This is a genomic window from Streptomyces sp. NPDC048288 (assembly GCF_043201555.1).
Classification (GTDB): domain Bacteria; phylum Actinomycetota; class Actinomycetes; order Streptomycetales; family Streptomycetaceae; genus Streptomyces.
Genome location: NZ_JBICZD010000011.1, coordinates 311488 through 327610, shown reverse-complemented (window position 1 = coordinate 327610; position 16123 = coordinate 311488). Strand labels below are relative to the sequence as shown.

At 73.1% G+C, this 16123-nt stretch carries 12 protein-coding genes and 1 tRNA gene; 8 read left to right on the top strand and 5 right to left on the bottom strand.

Translation table 11 applies throughout. The annotated features are described in order from the left end of the window. The first annotated feature begins 152 nt into the window (after positions 1-152). Positions 153-1322, top strand: coding sequence for an SUKH-4 family immunity protein (locus ACGFZS_RS35755; protein ID WP_393798570.1), 1170 nt, complete (start codon positions 153-155; stop codon positions 1320-1322). A gap of 134 nt (positions 1323-1456) precedes the next feature. Here the strand turns inward: ACGFZS_RS35755 and ACGFZS_RS35750 are convergent, their stop codons facing one another. The 4 genes from ACGFZS_RS35750 to ACGFZS_RS35735 form a co-directional block, all read right to left on the bottom strand. Beyond that, the gene (locus tag ACGFZS_RS35750; protein WP_393798569.1) at positions 1457-2131 is read right to left on the bottom strand and encodes a response regulator; all 675 of its coding nucleotides are present in this window, start codon (positions 2129-2131) and stop codon (positions 1457-1459) included. After that, positions 2128-3582, bottom strand: coding sequence for a sensor histidine kinase (locus ACGFZS_RS35745; protein WP_393798568.1), 1455 nt, complete (start codon positions 3580-3582; stop codon positions 2128-2130). Before ACGFZS_RS35745 ends, ACGFZS_RS35750 begins: the two co-directional genes overlap by 4 nt. Beyond that, positions 3579-4415 carry a CPBP family intramembrane glutamic endopeptidase gene (locus ACGFZS_RS35740; protein WP_393798567.1) on the bottom strand — a complete coding sequence of 279 codons (837 nt, stop codon included), beginning with the start codon at positions 4413-4415 and terminating at the stop codon, positions 3579-3581. Before ACGFZS_RS35740 ends, ACGFZS_RS35745 begins: the two co-directional genes overlap by 4 nt. A gap of 616 nt (positions 4416-5031) precedes the next feature. Next, positions 5032-5106, bottom strand: a tRNA-Cys gene (locus ACGFZS_RS35735). Between the two features lie 184 nt (positions 5107-5290). Between ACGFZS_RS35735 and ACGFZS_RS35730 the strand changes: the two genes are divergently transcribed. The 5 genes from ACGFZS_RS35730 (at position 5291) to dapE (ending at position 12518) form a co-directional block, all read left to right on the top strand. Continuing rightward, the gene (locus ACGFZS_RS35730) at positions 5291-6739 is read left to right on the top strand and encodes an MFS transporter (RefSeq protein ID WP_393798566.1); all 1449 of its coding nucleotides are present in this window, start codon (positions 5291-5293) and stop codon (positions 6737-6739) included. 107 nt (positions 6740-6846) lie between these two features. Continuing rightward, positions 6847-8643: a DEAD/DEAH box helicase gene (locus ACGFZS_RS35725; RefSeq protein WP_393798657.1), complete on the top strand. Its 1797-nt coding sequence runs from the start codon at positions 6847-6849 to the stop codon at positions 8641-8643. Positions 8644-9008: 365 nt separating this feature from the next. Continuing rightward, a complete protein-coding gene (locus tag ACGFZS_RS35720; protein WP_355711279.1) occupies positions 9009-9650 on the top strand; it encodes a helix-turn-helix domain-containing protein in 642 nt (213 codons plus the stop codon). Positions 9651-10023: 373 nt separating this feature from the next. Then, complete coding sequence (locus tag ACGFZS_RS35715) at positions 10024-11472, top strand: amino acid permease (protein ID WP_393660609.1); 1449 nt, start codon at positions 10024-10026, stop codon at positions 11470-11472. Continuing rightward, positions 11469-12518 carry a succinyl-diaminopimelate desuccinylase gene (dapE, locus tag ACGFZS_RS35710; protein ID WP_393798565.1) on the top strand — a complete coding sequence of 350 codons (1050 nt, stop codon included), beginning with the start codon at positions 11469-11471 and terminating at the stop codon, positions 12516-12518. The genes ACGFZS_RS35715 and dapE overlap by 4 nt, the downstream gene beginning before the upstream one ends. On the opposite strand, the gene ACGFZS_RS35705 is transcribed toward dapE, so the two are convergent. After that, positions 12493-14043, bottom strand: a complete 1551-nt coding sequence (locus ACGFZS_RS35705) for a PucR family transcriptional regulator (RefSeq protein ID WP_393798564.1) — start codon at positions 14041-14043, stop codon at positions 12493-12495. The two genes, dapE and ACGFZS_RS35705, sit on opposite strands and share 26 nt — an antisense overlap. 117 nt (positions 14044-14160) lie before the next feature. Here ACGFZS_RS35705 and ACGFZS_RS35700 point away from each other — a divergent pair, with 117 nt between their 5' ends. Then, positions 14161-14940: a chorismate synthase gene (locus tag ACGFZS_RS35700; protein WP_393798563.1), complete on the top strand. Its 780-nt coding sequence runs from the start codon at positions 14161-14163 to the stop codon at positions 14938-14940. Next, positions 14937-16046, top strand: a complete 1110-nt coding sequence (gene menC / locus ACGFZS_RS35695) for an o-succinylbenzoate synthase (RefSeq protein ID WP_393798562.1) — start codon at positions 14937-14939, stop codon at positions 16044-16046. The genes ACGFZS_RS35700 and menC overlap by 4 nt, the downstream gene beginning before the upstream one ends. Positions 16047-16123: the final 77 nt, after the last annotated feature.

Genomic DNA, 16123 nt, shown 5'->3' with positions numbered 1-16123 from the left:
GCGTTGTCAGTGGCGCGGCGTAGTGTTCTGGGCAGTGGGACACCCGTCCACCGGACTTTCCGTCAGACTTACCATCAGACTTTCTCTCCGGCTTTCCATCAGACTTCTCATACGACGTGAACTTGTTCAACTCTTTGATCGCGGGGGCGGCGATGAGCACGACCAGCACGACCGGCAGCGGTGCGGCGGCGATCACGCTGACCGAGGCAGAACTGGACCGATACATCACACACGAACCGACCCGCATGTGGCTCTCCGGCCCCGGACTGCCCGACAGCGGCGGCCTGCTGACCTTCGAACCGCTGCGCACCACCGGCCTGCGCACGCTGGCCGACCTCACCGACGGCCCCTCCCGGCTGGCCGAGGAGCTCCGGGACCGGCTGGTGATAGGGGAGTTGCTGGCCCCGGCCGGCCTGGACACCGAGTCGATCCTCCTCGACGGCGGCACCGGCGAGATCACCACCGCCTACCTGCTCGACCCCACCGACCCGCGCCCGCTGGCACCCTCGCTGGAGACGCTGCTCCGGTTCGCCGCGGTCACCGAGGAACTGACCGGCCTGCGCGGCCGGTTCGCCTCCCTCGCCGGGACCTACGGCAGCAAGGCGGCGACCGAGGCGTCCCGCAAGCTCCTGGAGCTCTTCGAGGAGGGCACGGCCGGCCGGGTCCCGCCGTACTGGAAGGCGACGGCGCTGATCCGCCCCCTCAGCCTGGTCGCGGGCCCCGGCACCGGTTCCGGGCTCGCCGTCGACCTGCCGGCGCGGCTCCTGGACCAGGAGTTCGGGCAGGGCCGGGTGGCCCGCTTCGAAGAGGTCGACTTCCCGCCCACGCTCACCCACGAGCCCACCCGCCGCTTCCTGCGCGAGACGGGTCTGCCGGAGGACGCGGTCCTCTTCCACCTCGACCCGGACGCCCCGCTGCCCACCCTCCGGGAGTACTTCACGGACGTCCACCCCGGCGGCTTCCCCCTGGACGACCTCCCCGCCCACGCCGACCGGCTCATACGCCTCGGCCACCTGGCCGAGGACAACAGCCTGGTCGTGGACGGCACCACGGGCGCGATCCTCAACTTCTCCCAGCCCGAGGCGACCCTCTACCCCCTCAACACGGACATCTCCACCCTCGCCTACACCCTCTGGCTCCTCCACCACGAGCGCACCATCGACGAGCACCTGGGCCACGAACTCACCACCGAGGCCTACGACCAGCTCGCCGCGACCATGCTCCACACCCTCGCGACCATCGACCCCACCCCCGTGACGACGGACGCCGACTGGCACTACTGGACAGAGGTGTTCCAGGACGAGGCGGGCGGGGTGCTTTAAGGGGGTAGGACCGGGACGGGGAAGGGGACTGGGGCCGGGATCCGGGCTGGGGCGGGGACTGGCACGGGGATCGGGGCCGGGACTGGGGCGGGGATCAGGACCGAGGCCGGGGCCGGGATCGGGATCGGACGGGCTCAGGCCACCAGGCCTCGCCGGTAGGCGTAGACGACGGCCTGGACGCGGTCGCGCAGGTCGAGCTTGGTGAGGATGCGGGAGACGAAGGTCTTGACGGTCTCCGGGCTGATCACGAGGGTCGCGGCGATCTCGCCGTTGGAGAGGCCGTCCGCGATCAGCCGCAGCACCTCCAGCTCGCGCGGGGTCAGCGGGATGTCCTGCGGGGTGCCTCCGTCGGCGGGGCGGATCCGGGCGGCGTAGCGGCCCACGAGCTGCCGGGTCACCTCGGGGTCCAGCAGGGCCGCGCCGGTGGCCACGGTCCGGATACCGTGCAGCAGCCGGTCCGGCGGCGCGTCCTTCAGGAGGAAGCCGCTCGCGCCCGCGCGCAGCGCCTCGTAGACGTACTCGTCCAGGTTGAACGTCGTCACCACGAGCACCTTCACCGGATGCGGCACCCCGGCGCCGGCCAGCAGCCGGGTGGCCTCGATACCGTCGAGGACCGGCATCCGGACGTCCATCACCACCACGTCCGGGCGCAGCCGGTCGGCCAGGTCGACCGCGGCCTGCCCGTCCCCGCACTCGGCCGCCACCTCCAGGTCGGGCTGCGCGCCGATGATCGTCGCCAGACCGGTGCGGACCAGCACCTGGTCGTCACAGACCAGGACCCGCAGCGGCGCCCCGTCCGCGGCGGTCACGAGGGGCTCCCCGCGGGTATCCGGGCCCGCACGAGGAACCCGCCGTCCGCCCGCGGACCCGCGCTGAACTCGCCGCCCAGGACAGCGACGCGCTCACGGAGACCGGCGAGGCCGCGCCCACTGCCGCCGGGGGATGTGACCGGCCGGCCGGGACGGCGGGGGCCACCGGAACCGCCGGGGCCATCTGGGCCGCCAGAGCCGCCAGAGCCGCCAGAGCCGCCAGAGCCGCCAGAGCCGCCTGGGCTGTCGTAACCGCCAGAGCCCTTGGGGCCGTCGGACGCGCCGGACCTGCCGGACGCGCTGGGCCTGCCGGACGTGCCGGACCTGCCGGACGCGCTGGGCCTGCCGGACGTGCCGGACCCGTCGGACGCGCCGGGCCCGCCGGAGCCGCCTGGCCCGTCCGTGCCGACCTCCACGGTGATCTCCTTCTCGCTGTGCCGGACCCGTACCGAAGTGCGGCTGCCGTGGGCGTACTTGAGGGCGTTCGTCAGGGACTCCTGCACCACCCGGTAGGCCACCAGGTCGGCGCTGCCGGCCGACTCCGTCGGCGTGCCCTCCTCGGTGAACTCCACCGGCTGCCCGGCCCGGCGCGTCTGCTCCACGAGCGTGCGCAGCCGGCCGGCCGGCGGCGTCCGGCCGTCGGTGCCAGTGCCGTGACGGCTGCCGTGGCGAGTGCCGTTGTCGGCGCCGACACCGGTGCCGTGGTCCGGGTTGAGCAGGTCGAGCAGATGGCGCAGGTCGGAGATGGCCCGGCGGCCGGTGTCCGTGACGGCGGTGAGGGTCTGGTCGAGACGGTCGGGCGCGGCGGTCAGATAGCGGGCCGCCTCCGCCTGCACGACCATCGCCGTCACATGGTGGGTCACCACGTCGTGCAGCTCGCGGGCGATCCGGGTCCGCTCGGCGGTCCGGGTGTCCTCGGCGACCCGCAGCCGGCGTTCCGCCTCCGCGACCCGGTTGGCGCGCAGCCAGGCCCCGGCGCCCCAGGCGAGGACCAGCACCAGGTAGAACGTCACGAACCCGGTGACCGTCTCGCCGCCCGACCCCAGCCGGTACAGCGCGACCGCCATCGGCACATAGGCCACGGAGAACACGAGCGCCGAAGCCCGCCGGCGCCGTTCCAGATGGGCCCCGGTGCTGATCAGCGCGAGGGGCAGCGCGGTGCCCGCGACCGAGTGGTAGCCGCGCAGTTGGTCGATGGCGAAGCCGGCCGACACCAGGGCGAGACAGACGGCGGGCCACCGCCGGCGCACGGCCAGCGGCAGGCACTCCAGCCCGAGCATCAGCAGGGCGAGCGCGTCGAACGGACGGTTCGGCAGATCCCCGACCTGCGTCCCCTTGCCGTGCAGCGCCGGCAGGAACGACCCGGCCAGGAGCAGCAGCCCGAGCGGCAGATCCCGGACCGTGATGTCGAGCCGGTGCCACCACCCGGACGCCTGCCGAGGACTGATCACCGCTGCAGTGTAGCGACGGAGTCGGCCGTGGTGCCCGGGCGGCGACGGGGCATCAGATGTCCCCGTCGGCGGGCCAGTCGCAGGAACGCGACCGTCACGAGTACCCCGAGCAGTACCGAGTAGATGCTGGCCTCCGGCCCGAACTCGCCGCCGGTGATCAGCTGCGCGCCCGAGGTGGTGGCGTCCAGCAGGCCCTTCTGCGATCCGCTGCCGGAGACCTCGGTGCCGAAGACGCCGGACTCGGCGAAGTTCCAGCCGAAGTGCAGGCCGATGGGGAGCCACAGGGTGCGGGTGGCGACGTACGCGGCGCCGAGCATGCCGCCGGCCTCGATCGCGATGGCGAGGGCGCCCCACACGGTGGCGTCCTTGTTGAGCAGGTGCATCGTCCCGAACAGCGCACCGGTCGACGTGAGCGCGATCCAGGTCCCGAAGCGCTCCTCGACGATCCGCAACAGCACGCCCCGGAACAGCAGTTCCTCCGTGACCGCGGCGGCGGCCATGAACCCGATCAGCCCCACCGCGCTCGTCACCGAGCCCAGACCGTGCACCGTGTAGTCGCCGAGGAGGGCGATGTTCACGATGACCCCGGCGAACGCCGCCGCGCCGATCAGCGCCCCGCGCCCGAACGCCGGCCGGGCGCCGTCCCGCCCCACCTCGGGCGTCGGCCGGTGCTCGGTCCGTCGTACCACCCACCCGTAGACGGGCACCGCGGCCACGGCCGTCAGCAGGCCGAGGAGCAGTGTGAGAAACCAGTTTCCGTCCACCGCCGCGAGCGCCTGCCCGCCGGCGAAGGAGACGGCCGCGACGGCCAGGAGCTGCCAGACCACCCTCATGATGACTTCCTCCCAGGGATGCGCGGCCCAGGCGCCGCGACTGGTCAGAACGCTATGGACCGGCCGCCCAGGAATCGTCACCGCTCGGTGGACACCTGCGCGTAGCTCCCACGGGGGACAGAGCGCCTTGGTCCGTACCGGATATGTCAAGGCTTGTAGAAATGGCCCGCCTTCGAGCCGTCCGAGCGGTCGGAACCCGAATACGACGGACACCTCGCAGGCGCAACGACCGCCCGGACCAGCGTCGTACCGTCCGAGCCCCCGCAACCACGTTGATTTCGGCTTCAGTTGTTGACGGCGGCCATCTGCGGGTCTACAACCCGAGGGAGCGCTCTCACGTCTGCTGTTGCTCCATCCCCACACATGCCGTACCGGCTTGAGGAGACCCGCATGCGGAGTTCCGTCAGCGTGCCCACCCGCAGACCCCCGTCCGGCGCCACGCACCCGCGCACGCCGCCGACCAGCTGCTGTCCCAGGGCAGGCCAGCCACCGCGTCCTTGACCGAGCTTCGCCAGCCCCCAGTGGCTCCTGGTCGCCGTCGACTGGTGACCGGAACCGGAGAGGGCGGCACCCCATGTGGGGTGCCGCCCTTCTCGTTCTGCCTGGTCGGGGCAGGTGGAGGCCGTGGCGGGAATTGAACCCACGTACCTCGCTTTGCAGGCGAGTCCCTAAGCCACTCGGGCACACGGCCGTGTCGGTGAGATGAAGGTATGGGGGTGCGGGGGAGGGGGACAAGGGGATCGGCGGGGGTGCAATGGGACTGCCATACGGCGTTCATGAAACGGGAGGGGGGAGGGGGTCTACGACCAAGGGCCTAGGTGGGGTACGGCTCTCGACAGGGGCCAAAGTGGTGCTTGGGCCTTACCGTGGTCTGCATGACCGCCCTTGAGCCGAGCGACGCCGTTGTCGCAGATGAGACCGCTGACAGAGTTGATGACGAGGGTGTGCTGGGGCGGTCGTACCGGGCGCTGAGTGTCGGGATCGTGTCCGTGGTGCTGCTGATCGCGTTCGAGGCGACGGCCGTGGGGACGGCGATGCCGGTCGCGGCCCGGGAGCTGGACGGGCTGTCGCTGTACGCGTTCGCCTTCTCCGGGTACTTCACGACCAGCCTGTTCGGGATGGTGCTGGCCGGGCAGTGGTCGGACCGGAAGGGGCCGCTCGGGGCGCTGACGACGGGGATCGGGGCGTTCGCCGCCGGGCTCGTGGTCGCCGGGACGGCGCAGGGCATGTGGGTGTTCATCCTGGGCCGGGCCGTGCAGGGGTTCGGCGGCGGGCTGGTCATCGTCGCGCTGTACGTGGTCGTGGGGCGGGCGTACCCGGAGCGGTTGCGGCCCTCGATCCTGGCCGGGTTCGCCGCCGGGTGGGTGGTGCCGTCCATCGTCGGACCGCTCGCCGCCGGGACCGTCACCGAGCAGCTCGGGTGGCGATGGGTGTTCCTCGGGATACCGGTGCTCGTGCTCCTGCCGCTGGCGCTCGCGCTGCCGCAGATACGGCGGCGGGCCGGCGGTCCCGTGCCGGGCGGCGGCCCGAAGGCCTTCGACCGGCGGCGGATCCGGCTCGCCCTCGGCATCTCCCTGGGCGCGGGGCTGCTCCAGTACGCGGCCCAGGACCCGCGATGGGTGTCCCTGCTGCCCGGGGCCGCCGGTGCCGCGCTGCTCGTACCGTCCGTGCTCGGGCTGCTGCCCCGCGGGACGTACCGCGCGGTGCGCGGCCTGCCGTCGGTCGTGCTGCTGCGCGGGATCGCCGCCGGTTCCTTCATCTCCGCCGAGTCCTTCGTGCCGTTGATGCTCGTCACCCAGCGCGGGCTGTCCCCCACGCTCGCCGGGTTCTCGCTGGCGGCGGGCGGGGTGACCTGGGCGGTGGGCTCGTGGGTGCAGGCGCGGCCGGGCATGCAGCCGTACCGGGAACGGCTGATGACCCTCGGCATGGTGCTGGTCGCCGCGGCGGTCGCGACCGCCCCCAGCGTGCTGCTGCCCGCCGTGCCGGTGTGGACCGTCGCCGTCGCCTGGAGTTTCGGCTGTTTCGGGATGGGGCTGGTGATCGCCTCGGCCAGCGTCCTGATGCTCCGGCTCTCCGCCCCCGAGGAGGCCGGCGCCAACTCCGCCGCCCTGCAGATCTCCGACGCCCTGTCCAACGTGGTGCTGCTCGCAGCGACCGGCGCGGCCTTCGCCGCCCTGGGCGGCGGCAGCATGACGGGGACGGCCGGTTCCGGTTCCCACCCCGGCGCGTTCGCCGTCGTGTTCCTGCCGATGGCGGGCGTGGCGCTCGTCGGGGCCTGGGTGGCGACCCGGCTCCGGGACCCCCACGACCGCGCGGCTTCGTGATCTGTGACGTGAGTCCCACCCGGGGGTGACCCGGCCTTGTCCGCGCGTTGACAGCGGTACGGCGCCGGTAGGGTGGCCCGGTTGTCATACCCGACCTTGCTACGGAGATCGTGACTACCACCGCCTCCTCCTCCGCTCACCATCTCTCGCCGGCCTTCCCGGGCCGGGCGCCCTGGGGTACCGCCAGCAAGCTGCGGGCCTGGCAGCAGGGGGCCATGGAGAAGTACGTCCAGGAGCAGCCACGCGACTTCCTGGCCGTGGCCACGCCCGGCGCCGGGAAGACGACCTTCGCGCTGACGCTCGCCTCCTGGCTGCTGCACCACCATGTCGTGCAGCAGGTCACCGTCGTCGCCCCCACCGAGCACCTGAAGAAGCAGTGGGCGGAGGCCGCGGCCCGGATAGGGATCAAGCTCGACCCGGAGTACAGCGCGGGCCCCCTCAGCCGGGAGTACGACGGGGTCGCCGTGACGTACGCCGGTGTCGGCGTGCGGCCCATGCTGCACCGCAACCGCTCCGAGCAGCGCAAGACGCTCGTCATCCTCGACGAGATCCACCACGCCGGTGACTCCAAGTCCTGGGGCGAGGCCTGCCTGGAGGCGTTCGAGCCGGCCACCCGGCGGCTGGCCCTGACCGGTACGCCCTTCCGGTCCGACACCAACCCCATCCCCTTCGTGACGTACGAGGAAGGGCAGGACGGGATCCGGCGGTCGTCCGCCGACTACACCTACGGATACGGCAACGCGCTCGCCGACCACGTCGTGCGCCCGGTCATCTTCCTCTCCTACAGCGGCAACATGCGCTGGCGGACCAAGGCCGGTGACGAGATCGCCGCCCGGCTCGGCGAGCCCATGACCAAGGACGCCGTCAGCCAGGCCTGGCGTACGGCCCTCGACGCGCGCGGCGAGTGGATGCCGGCCGTGCTGCGCGCCGCCGACCAGCGGCTGACCGAGGTACGCAAGGCCATCCCGGACGCCGGAGCCCTGGTCATCGCCTCCGACCAGGAATCGGCGCGCGCCTACGCCAAGTTGATCCGTGAGATCACGGGGACGAAAGCGACCCTGGTCCTCTCCGACGACACCGGTGCCTCCAAGCGGATCGACGACTTCAGCGCGAGTGACGACCGGTGGATGGTCGCGGTGCGGATGGTGTCGGAGGGTGTCGACGTGCCGCGGCTCGCGGTGGGGGTGTACGCCACCACCATCTCGACGCCGCTCTTCTTCGCCCAGGCCGTCGGGCGGTTCGTGCGGTCCCGGCGGCGCGGCGAGACCGCGTCCGTGTTCCTGCCGACCGTCCCCGATCTCCTCACCTTCGCCAACGAGATGGAGGTCGAGCGCGACCACGCCCTCGACAAGCCGAAGAAGGACGGCGAGGAGGACCCGTACGCCGAGTCCGAGAAGGAGATGGAGGAGGCGAACAAGGAGCAGGACGAGGACACCGGCGAGCAGGAGCAGTTCGCCTTCGAGGCGCTGGAGTCCGAGGCCGTCTTCGACCGGGTGCTCTACGACGGCGCCGAGTTCGGCATGCAGGCCCACCCGGGGAGCGAGGAGGAGCAGGACTACCTCGGTATCCCGGGTCTCCTTGAACCCGACCAGGTGCAGATGCTGTTGCAGAAGCGGCAGGCCCGGCAGATCGCGCACAGCCGCAAGAAGCCGGACACCGAGGCGGACCTGCTGGAGCTGCCCGCGGAGCGGCGGCCCGTCGTCTCCCACAAGGAGATGATGGAGCTGCGGAAGCAGCTGAACACGATGGTCAGCGCGTATGTGCATCAGAGCGGGAAGCCGCATGGGGTGATTCATACGGAGCTGCGGCGCGTTTGCGGGGGGCCGCCGAGTGCGGAGGCGACGGCGGGGCAGTTGCGGCAGCGTATTGCCAAGGTGCAGGAGTGGGCTACGCGGATGCGGTAGTCGGTCCGGTGCGGGTGGGTGGGGGCTGGTCGCGCCCACGCGGCGGAGCCGCATATCGACAGAGCCCCGCGCCCCTTTGGGGCGCGACAGGTGGACGCATACCCATACAAACCGAAGTAGTCCATACCGGTGTGTGACCGGATTCTGGACGGAGACTTCCGCTCAGCGAACCCGCACCGCTACTGTCCGCCTACGCACACGCCCCGTGGCAGCGCCGCCGCGGAGCGCAGCCGTGAAGCGACTGGGCCCGGAGCCGCCGGGCCGCCATGCCGATCGGCGGCCTCTGAAGCGCGTCGCTGACGGGACTCGGCGACGCATCCGCCGCGTCGGAGGTTGCCGACCTCACCACTTAAGGAGTGGGCGTCGTGACCGCGGAGACCTCTCAGACGCTCGACCGGGGACTACGGGTCCTCAAACTGCTGGCCGACACGGACCACGGGCTGACCGTCACCGAGCTTTCCAACAAACTGGGCGTGAACCGGACCGTGGTGTACCGGTTGCTCGCCACGCTGGAGCAGCATGCGCTGGTACGGCGTGACCTGGGCGGGCGAGCCCGGGTCGGGCTGGGCGTGCTGCGCCTTGGCCGGCAGGTTCATCCGCTCGTACGGGAAGCAGCCCTGCCGGCGCTTCGTTCGCTCGCCGAGGACATCGGGGCGACGGCGCATCTGACGCTGGTCGACGGGACCGAGGCGCTCGCCGTCGCGGTCGTCGAGCCGACCTGGACGGACTACCACGTGGCCTACCGGGCCGGGTTCCGGCATCCGCTGGACCGCGGGGCCGCCGGGAAGGCGATCCTGTCCGCCCGGCACTCGCCGAGGGCCGACCCCGGGTACACCCTGACCCACGGCGAACTGGAGGCCGGCGCGAGCGGGGCGGCCGCCCCGCTGCTCGGGGTGACCGGGGTCGAGGGCAGCGTCGGGGTCGTGATGCTGGCCGACGCCGTGCCGGAGCGGGTGGGGACGCGGGTCATGGACGCGGCCCGGGAGGTCGCGGACGCGCTGAGGTAGGGGGCGGGTGCGGGGCGGTGGGGGCTGGGAGCGGGGGTTTCGCTCACCGGCGCCGGCCGGGTGCCGCTGCGCCCACCCGTGCCGCCCCTAGCGGCACGCATGCCCGCAGCCATGTGACTGGCGTGACTCCAGCGCCCCGTAAGGGGCGCGGGGCTGTGTCGATGTGCGGCTCCGCCGCGTGGGCGCGACGAGCCCCCACGCACCCGCACCCACCCACGGTCCTCCGGCCCCCCTTTGTTTCGCCCGCCCACCCGCATTGGCCGATCCGCCAATCCCGTGCCCCACCCTCTGGCCGATTCCCCCACCATCCCGACCCCGCCCCCTCCGCATCATCAGGGCCAGACAAAGTGCCCACGGCGGAGGGAGCCGGAACATGGAGACGGTTGGGACACGGCCCCGGCCAGGGGGACCGGGCCGTACCGCGAGTCGGCTCACCCGGCGACAGTCCGTCGACACCCTCGTGGGCGAGGCCGGCGCCAGCCCGCTCACGCGCACGATGGGCGTCACCCAGCTCACCCTGCTGAGTGTCGGCGCGACCCTCGGCACCGGCATCTTCGTGGTGCTCGGGCAGGCCGTGCCCGAGGCCGGCCCGGCGATCGTCGTCTCCTTCGTGCTGGCCGGCGTGACCGCCCTGTTCTCGGCCCTGTCGTACGCCGAGCTGGCCGGCATGATCCCCGGTTCGGGATCGTCGTACAGCTACGCCTACGCCACCCTCGGCGAACTCGTCGCCTGGGTGTGCGGGTGGTGTCTGATCCTGGAGTACGGCGTCTCGGTGGCCGCCGTCGCCGTCGGCTGGGGGCAGTACGTCAACGAACTGCTCCATCTCGCCTTCGGCGTCACCCTGCCGGACTCGCTCAGCGCCCCGCCCGGCGCCGGCGGCACGCTCAACATCCCGGCCGCGCTCATCGTCGTCCTCGCGATGGTCGTGCTGTTGCGCGGAGCCAGGGAGAGCGCCGTCGCCAACGTCATCATGGTCGGCGTGAAGATCGCGGCGCTCGTCCTCTTCTGCGCCGTCGCGTTCACCGCGTTCCACGCCGGGAACTTCCAGCCGCTGTTCCCGCTCGGGGCCGCCGGGATGAGCGCAGGGGCGGCCTCGCTGTTCTTCTCCTACATCGGCTTCGACGCCGCCTCCACCGCGGGCGAGGAGGCCCGCAACCCGCAGCGCGACCTGCCGCGGGCGATCATCCTCTCCCTCGTCCTGGTCACGGCCCTGTACGTGCTGGTCGCGGTCGCCGCGCTCGGCGCGATGCCGTGGAAGGAGTTCGCGGGGACCGAGGCGACGCTCAGCGAGGTGCTGGTGCGGTCCGTCGGCGGCGGGAACCTGTGGCCGATCCTGCTCTCCATCGGCGCCGTGGTCGCCACCACCAGCGTCGTGCTCACCGTGCAGTACGGGCAGATCCGGATCCTGTTCGCGATGTCCCGGGACGGGCTCGTACCGCCGCTGTTCGCGAAGGTCCACCCGCGTACCGGGGTGCCCCGCGCCAACACCGTGATCGTCTCCTCCTTCATCGCGGTCCTCGCCGCCCTGGTGCCGCTCGGCAGCCTCGCCGACGCCACCAGCATCGGCACGCTCTTCGCGTTCATGCTGGTCAACCTGGCTGTGGTGATCCTGCGGCGGCGCAGCCCGGACACGCCCCGCTCCTTCCGGGTGCCGTTCTCCCCGGTCGTACCCGTCCTCGGCGTCGGCTTCTGCGGCTACATGCTGTTCAGCCTCGGCGCCGACACCTGGATCGCCTTCGGGGTGTGGATGGCCGTCGGCCTCGTCCTCTACGGCTGCTACGGCATCCGCCACTCCAAGCTCGCCACCCGGGACCTGGTATGACCGCCCTCGACCTCACCGCCGACGTCGTCGACCTCACCCGGGCCCTCGTCGACCTCCCCTCCGAGAGCGGGGCGGAGGCCGGGATCGCCGACGCCGTGGAGCACGCCCTGCGCGGCCTCGGGCACCTCAAGGTCGACCGGGTCGGCAACACCGTCGTCGCCCGCACCGCCCTCGGCCGGGACCGGCGGGTCCTGATCGCCGGCCACCTGGACACCGTCCCGGCCGCCGGGAACCTGCCCTCCCGGCTCGCCGACGGCTGCGTGCACGGACTCGGCGCCTGTGACATGAAGGGCGGGGTGGCGGTCGCGCTGCGGCTGGCCGCCACCGTCCCGGACCCGGCCGCCGACCTCACCTTCGTCCTCTACGAGTGCGAGGAGGTGGAGGGGGAGCGCAACGGCCTGAACCACCTGCCCCCCGAGCTTCTCGCCGCCGACCTCGCCATCCTCATGGAGCCCTCCGACGCCGGGGTCGAGGCCGGCTGCCAGGGGTATCTCGCCGCCGACATCGTCGTGCCCGGCCGGCGCGCGCACACCGCCCGCGCCTGGCAGGGCGTCAACGCCGCGCACAAGGCCGCCCGGGTGCTGCAGCGGCTCGACGACCACACCGCCGAGCGGGTCGTCATCGACGGTCTTGAGTACCGGGAGGGGCTGAGCGCGGTCGCCGTGCGGGCGGGGGTCGCCGGGAACGTCGTACCCGACGAGTGCGTCGTCACCGTCAACTACCGCTTCGCGCCCAGTCGTTCGGAGGCGGACGCGGAGGCGTACGTACGAGGGCTGTTCCCGGAGTACGAGGTGCGGGTCACCGAGGTGGTCGGCGGTGCGCCGCCCCGGCTGGACCGGGTCGCCGGGCTCGTCGAGGCGCTCGGGGCCGTGCCCCGGCCCAAGTTGGGGTGGACCGATGTGGCGCGGTTCGCGGCGCTCGACGTGCCCGCGCTCAACTACGGCCCCGGGGACCCCTCGCTGGCGCACACGGCGGGGGAGTACGTGCCGGTCGGGCAGTTGCGCGCCTGCGAGGCGAGCCTCAGGGCGTGGCTCGGGCGGCGCTGAGCCCGGCCAGCACCCGCAACTGCAGCCACAGGACCAGCCGTTCGTCGGGGTCGGCCAGGTCGATCCCGACATGTTGGCGGACCTGGCGCAGCCGGTAGCGGCAGGTGTTGGGGTGGACGGCGAGCAGTTCGGCCGCGCCCGCCATGTCGCAGCCCGCGTCGAACCAGCAGACCAGGGTGCGGGCGTACTCGGTGCCGTGCCCGGCGTCGTACGCCAGCACCCGCTGCCACGCCCCCGCGGTCAACTCCCGCCGCTCGCCGAGGACTTCGGCCAGCCGCAGCAGGGTGACCCGGGGGCGCACCTCGTCCACCGTGGCCACCGGGCGCTCCGGGTCCAGCACCCGCAGCACCAGATCCGCGTCCGCCCGGGAGCCGACCACCTCGCCCACGTCCGGGACCAGCTCGCCGAGACCCGCCCGCACCGGCACCCGCAGCGCCTGCCCGGCCCGCCGCACGATGTCCTCGGCCAGCGGCCGGTGCCGGGCCCCCGGACCGGGCAGCAGCGCGTACACCACCCCGTCGACCAGCACACACGCGTGCCGCCCGTAGCGCGCCTCGCACTGCAGCCGTACGACGTCCAGCAGGCGCAGCGCGGTGCGTTCGGCGTCCGGCACGCTGGTGGCGGTGTCGAGCGCGAACGCGACCACCCGCACCTCGCCCTCGACCCCCAGCCGGACCGCGGCGGCCGGGGCGTCCGCCGTGCCGTCGAGGAGGCGGCGCAGCAGGTCGCCGCTCTGGTGCCGGGCCAGTTCCTGGGCCGCGCGGGCGCGCAGCAGGAGCAGGGCGGCGGTGGCGGCGCCCTGGGCGAGGGTCTCCTCGGCGTCCGGCGCGAGCGTGCCGCCGTCGATCACCCAGACCGAGCCGAGCGTCTCGCCGCCGGCCCGCACCGCCATCGCCAGCCGGGGCAGGTCGGAGTCCGTCAACGCGGGGAGTCTGACCGGCCGTTCGGCGGCGAACAGGGTCCGGTACTGCTCGGTGTTCTCGGCGCTGGCCGGCACCTGGAGGCCCAGGATGCCCTGCCGGCGGTCCTCGTCGACCGGCTGCCCGGCGACCGTGGAGTAGGCGAGGAGCCGCTGCCGCGGGTCCTCGATGGCGGTGGCCCCGCCGGCCCCGGCCGCGATCGCGTCGGCCAGCGCGAACAGGTCGCCGAGCCCGCTCCCGGGGGCCGCCGGGCGGGCGCCGATCGCGGAGGCCAGCAGCAGATGGACGTGGTGCCAGGCGGCGTCCTCGTCGACCGACAGCAGCGCGATCCCGTGCGTCTCCGCCTCCCCGACCGGCCCGTCCGCGCCCCGCACCACCACTCCGGTCAGCCCCGCCTCGGCCGCCGCCCGCACCAGCGGCCCGGCCGCCGCCGCGCGCACCCCGACCGCCAGCAGCAGCGCGCCCGGCCGCCGGGGCAGCGGGGCGTGGGCGTCGTACAGCAGCGCCTCGGTCACCGGCACGGCCAGCCCGGCGGGGGCCGTGTGCAGCCGGACGGAGGGACCGCCGACGATGTCGAGCAGGTCGCCGAGGGTGCAGGCGTCCATGGGAGTCCTCAGGGAAACGGGAAACAGGGGATGCTTGGCCGATCTCCTCACGAAGATAGGCATTCCTTGTCCGTCCGCACAACACGCGAGAGGGGGGTCGGCTCCGAGACTCGGATCATGACCCTGACCGAGACCGGAGTCGGCATCCGTACCGTCCACGACGTCGCCGGGCTCGCGGCCGTGACCGACTACTTCAGCGACGTCTGGCAGACGCCCCGCACCGCCCCGCCCTACCCGGCCGAGGTCCTGCACAGCCTGGTCCACGCGGGCGGCGCCGTGCACGCCGCCTACGACGGCACCCGGCTGGCCGGGGCGGCCGTCGCCGTGTTCGGCCCGGACCACGACACCTACTCCCTCGTCGCCGCCGCCGACCAGGGCCTCGGGTACGCCGTGAAGCGGGCCCAGCGCGCCTGGGCCCTGGAGCGCGGCGCCACCACCATGCGCTGGACCTTCGACCCGCTGGTCGGCCGCAACGCCCGCTTCAACCTGGCCAAGCTGGGCGCCACCGGCACCGAGTACCTCGTCGACTTCTACGGCCCGATGGCCGACGGCGTGAACGACGGCGACGAGAGCGACCGGCTGACCGTGACCTGGGACCTGACGGCGGACCCCGTGCCGTCCGGTGCCCCCCTCGTGCCGGGTGACGCCCCGGTCAGCCACCACGGCCCCGACGGCGAGGTCCTCGCCCGCCGCGACCCCGGCGACCGGGCCGTGTGGTGCCGGGTGCCGGAGGACGTCGTACAGCTGCGGGCCGCCGACCCGGCGCTCGCGCTGCGCTGGCGGTACGCCGTCCGCGAGGTGTTCACGGCGGCCTTCGCCGAGGGCTTCCGGGCCGTGGGGATGTCCCGGGACGGCTGGTACACGCTCGCCCGCACGACGGAGGGAACGACCGTATGAAGCTGGAGCGCGTGGAGATCGTGCATGTCGCGATCCCGCTGGTCACGCCCTTCCGTACGTCCTTCGGGACCATGACGGCCAAGGACACCTTCCTCCTCCACGTCGTCACCGACACCGCCGAGGGCTGGTCGGAGTTCGCCGCCGACCCCGAGCCGCTGTACTGCTCGGAGTTCGTCGCCGGCGCGGAGATCGTGCTGCGGGACTTCCTGGTGCCGCGGGTGGCGGCGCTGCGGGACCTCACCGCCGCCGCCGTCGGCCCGGCGACCGCGAAGATCAAGGGGCACGAGCTGGCGAAGGCCACGCTGGAGACGGCGGTGCTCGACGCGGAGCTGCGGACCTACGGGATGCCGCTGTCGGTGTTCCTGGGGTCGGTGCGGGACCGGGTGCCGGCCGGTGTCTCGGTCGGCATCAAGGACTCGGTCGGCGAGTTGCTGGACGACGTCGAGCGGTATCTCGCCGAGGGGTACGTCCGGATCAAGCTGAAGATCGAGCCCGGCTGGGACGTCGAGCCGGTACGGGCGGTGCGCGAGCGGTTCGGGGACGCGCTGCCGCTCCAGGTCGACGCGAACACGGCGTACGGCCTCGCCGACGCGGAGCACCTGCGGCGGCTGGACGAGTTCGGGCTGCTGCTGATCGAGGAGCCGCTGGAGGAGGACAACCTCTACGGCCACGCCCAGCTGCAGCGGCGGATCGCGACGCCGGTCTGCCTCGACGAGTCCCTGCACAGCGCACGCGACACGGCGGCGGCGATCGCCATGGACGCGTGCCGGGTGGTGAACGTCAAGCCCGCGCGGGTCGGCGGCTACCTGGAGGCCCGCCGGATCCACGACGTGGCCCGGGCGCACGGGGTGCCGGTGTGGTGCGGCGGCATGCTGGAGACCGGGATCGGGCGGGCGCCCAACCTGGCGCTGGCGGCGCTGCCGGGGTTCACGCTGCCGGGCGACACGTCGGCGTCCAGCCGGTACTTCGCCGAGGACATCACCGAGCCGTTCGTCCTGGACGACGGCCATCTCCCGGTGCCGACCGGTCCCGGGATCGGGATCGAGCCGCTGCCGGACGCGCTGCGCCGGTTCACCCGTGCACGCCGCGAGCTGCTGCCGCGCTGACCGGGGCGGGGTCGGGGCGGGGTCGGGGCGGGGTCGGGGTGGTGCGGGGGAGGTGCCGGGGCGGTGGCCTGAACAGG

What these genes read in the sequence shown, in the direction of transcription:
- ACGFZS_RS35755 (WP_393798570.1), top strand. Translation starts at nt 153, where the DNA reads ATGAGCACGACCAGCACGACCGGCAGCGGTGCGGCGGCGATCACGCTG.
- ACGFZS_RS35740 (WP_393798567.1), bottom strand. Translation starts at nt 4,415, where the DNA reads ATGAGGGTGGTCTGGCAGCTCCTGGCCGTCGCGGCCGTCTCCTTCGCC.
- ACGFZS_RS35730 (WP_393798566.1), top strand. Translation starts at nt 5,291, where the DNA reads ATGACCGCCCTTGAGCCGAGCGACGCCGTTGTCGCAGATGAGACCGCT.
- ACGFZS_RS35715 (WP_393660609.1), top strand. Translation starts at nt 10,024, where the DNA reads ATGGAGACGGTTGGGACACGGCCCCGGCCAGGGGGACCGGGCCGTACC.
- dapE (WP_393798565.1), top strand. Translation starts at nt 11,469, where the DNA reads ATGACCGCCCTCGACCTCACCGCCGACGTCGTCGACCTCACCCGGGCC.
- ACGFZS_RS35705 (WP_393798564.1), bottom strand. Translation starts at nt 14,043, where the DNA reads ATGGACGCCTGCACCCTCGGCGACCTGCTCGACATCGTCGGCGGTCCC.
- ACGFZS_RS35700 (WP_393798563.1), top strand. Translation starts at nt 14,161, where the DNA reads ATGACCCTGACCGAGACCGGAGTCGGCATCCGTACCGTCCACGACGTC.
- menC (WP_393798562.1), top strand. Translation starts at nt 14,937, where the DNA reads ATGAAGCTGGAGCGCGTGGAGATCGTGCATGTCGCGATCCCGCTGGTC.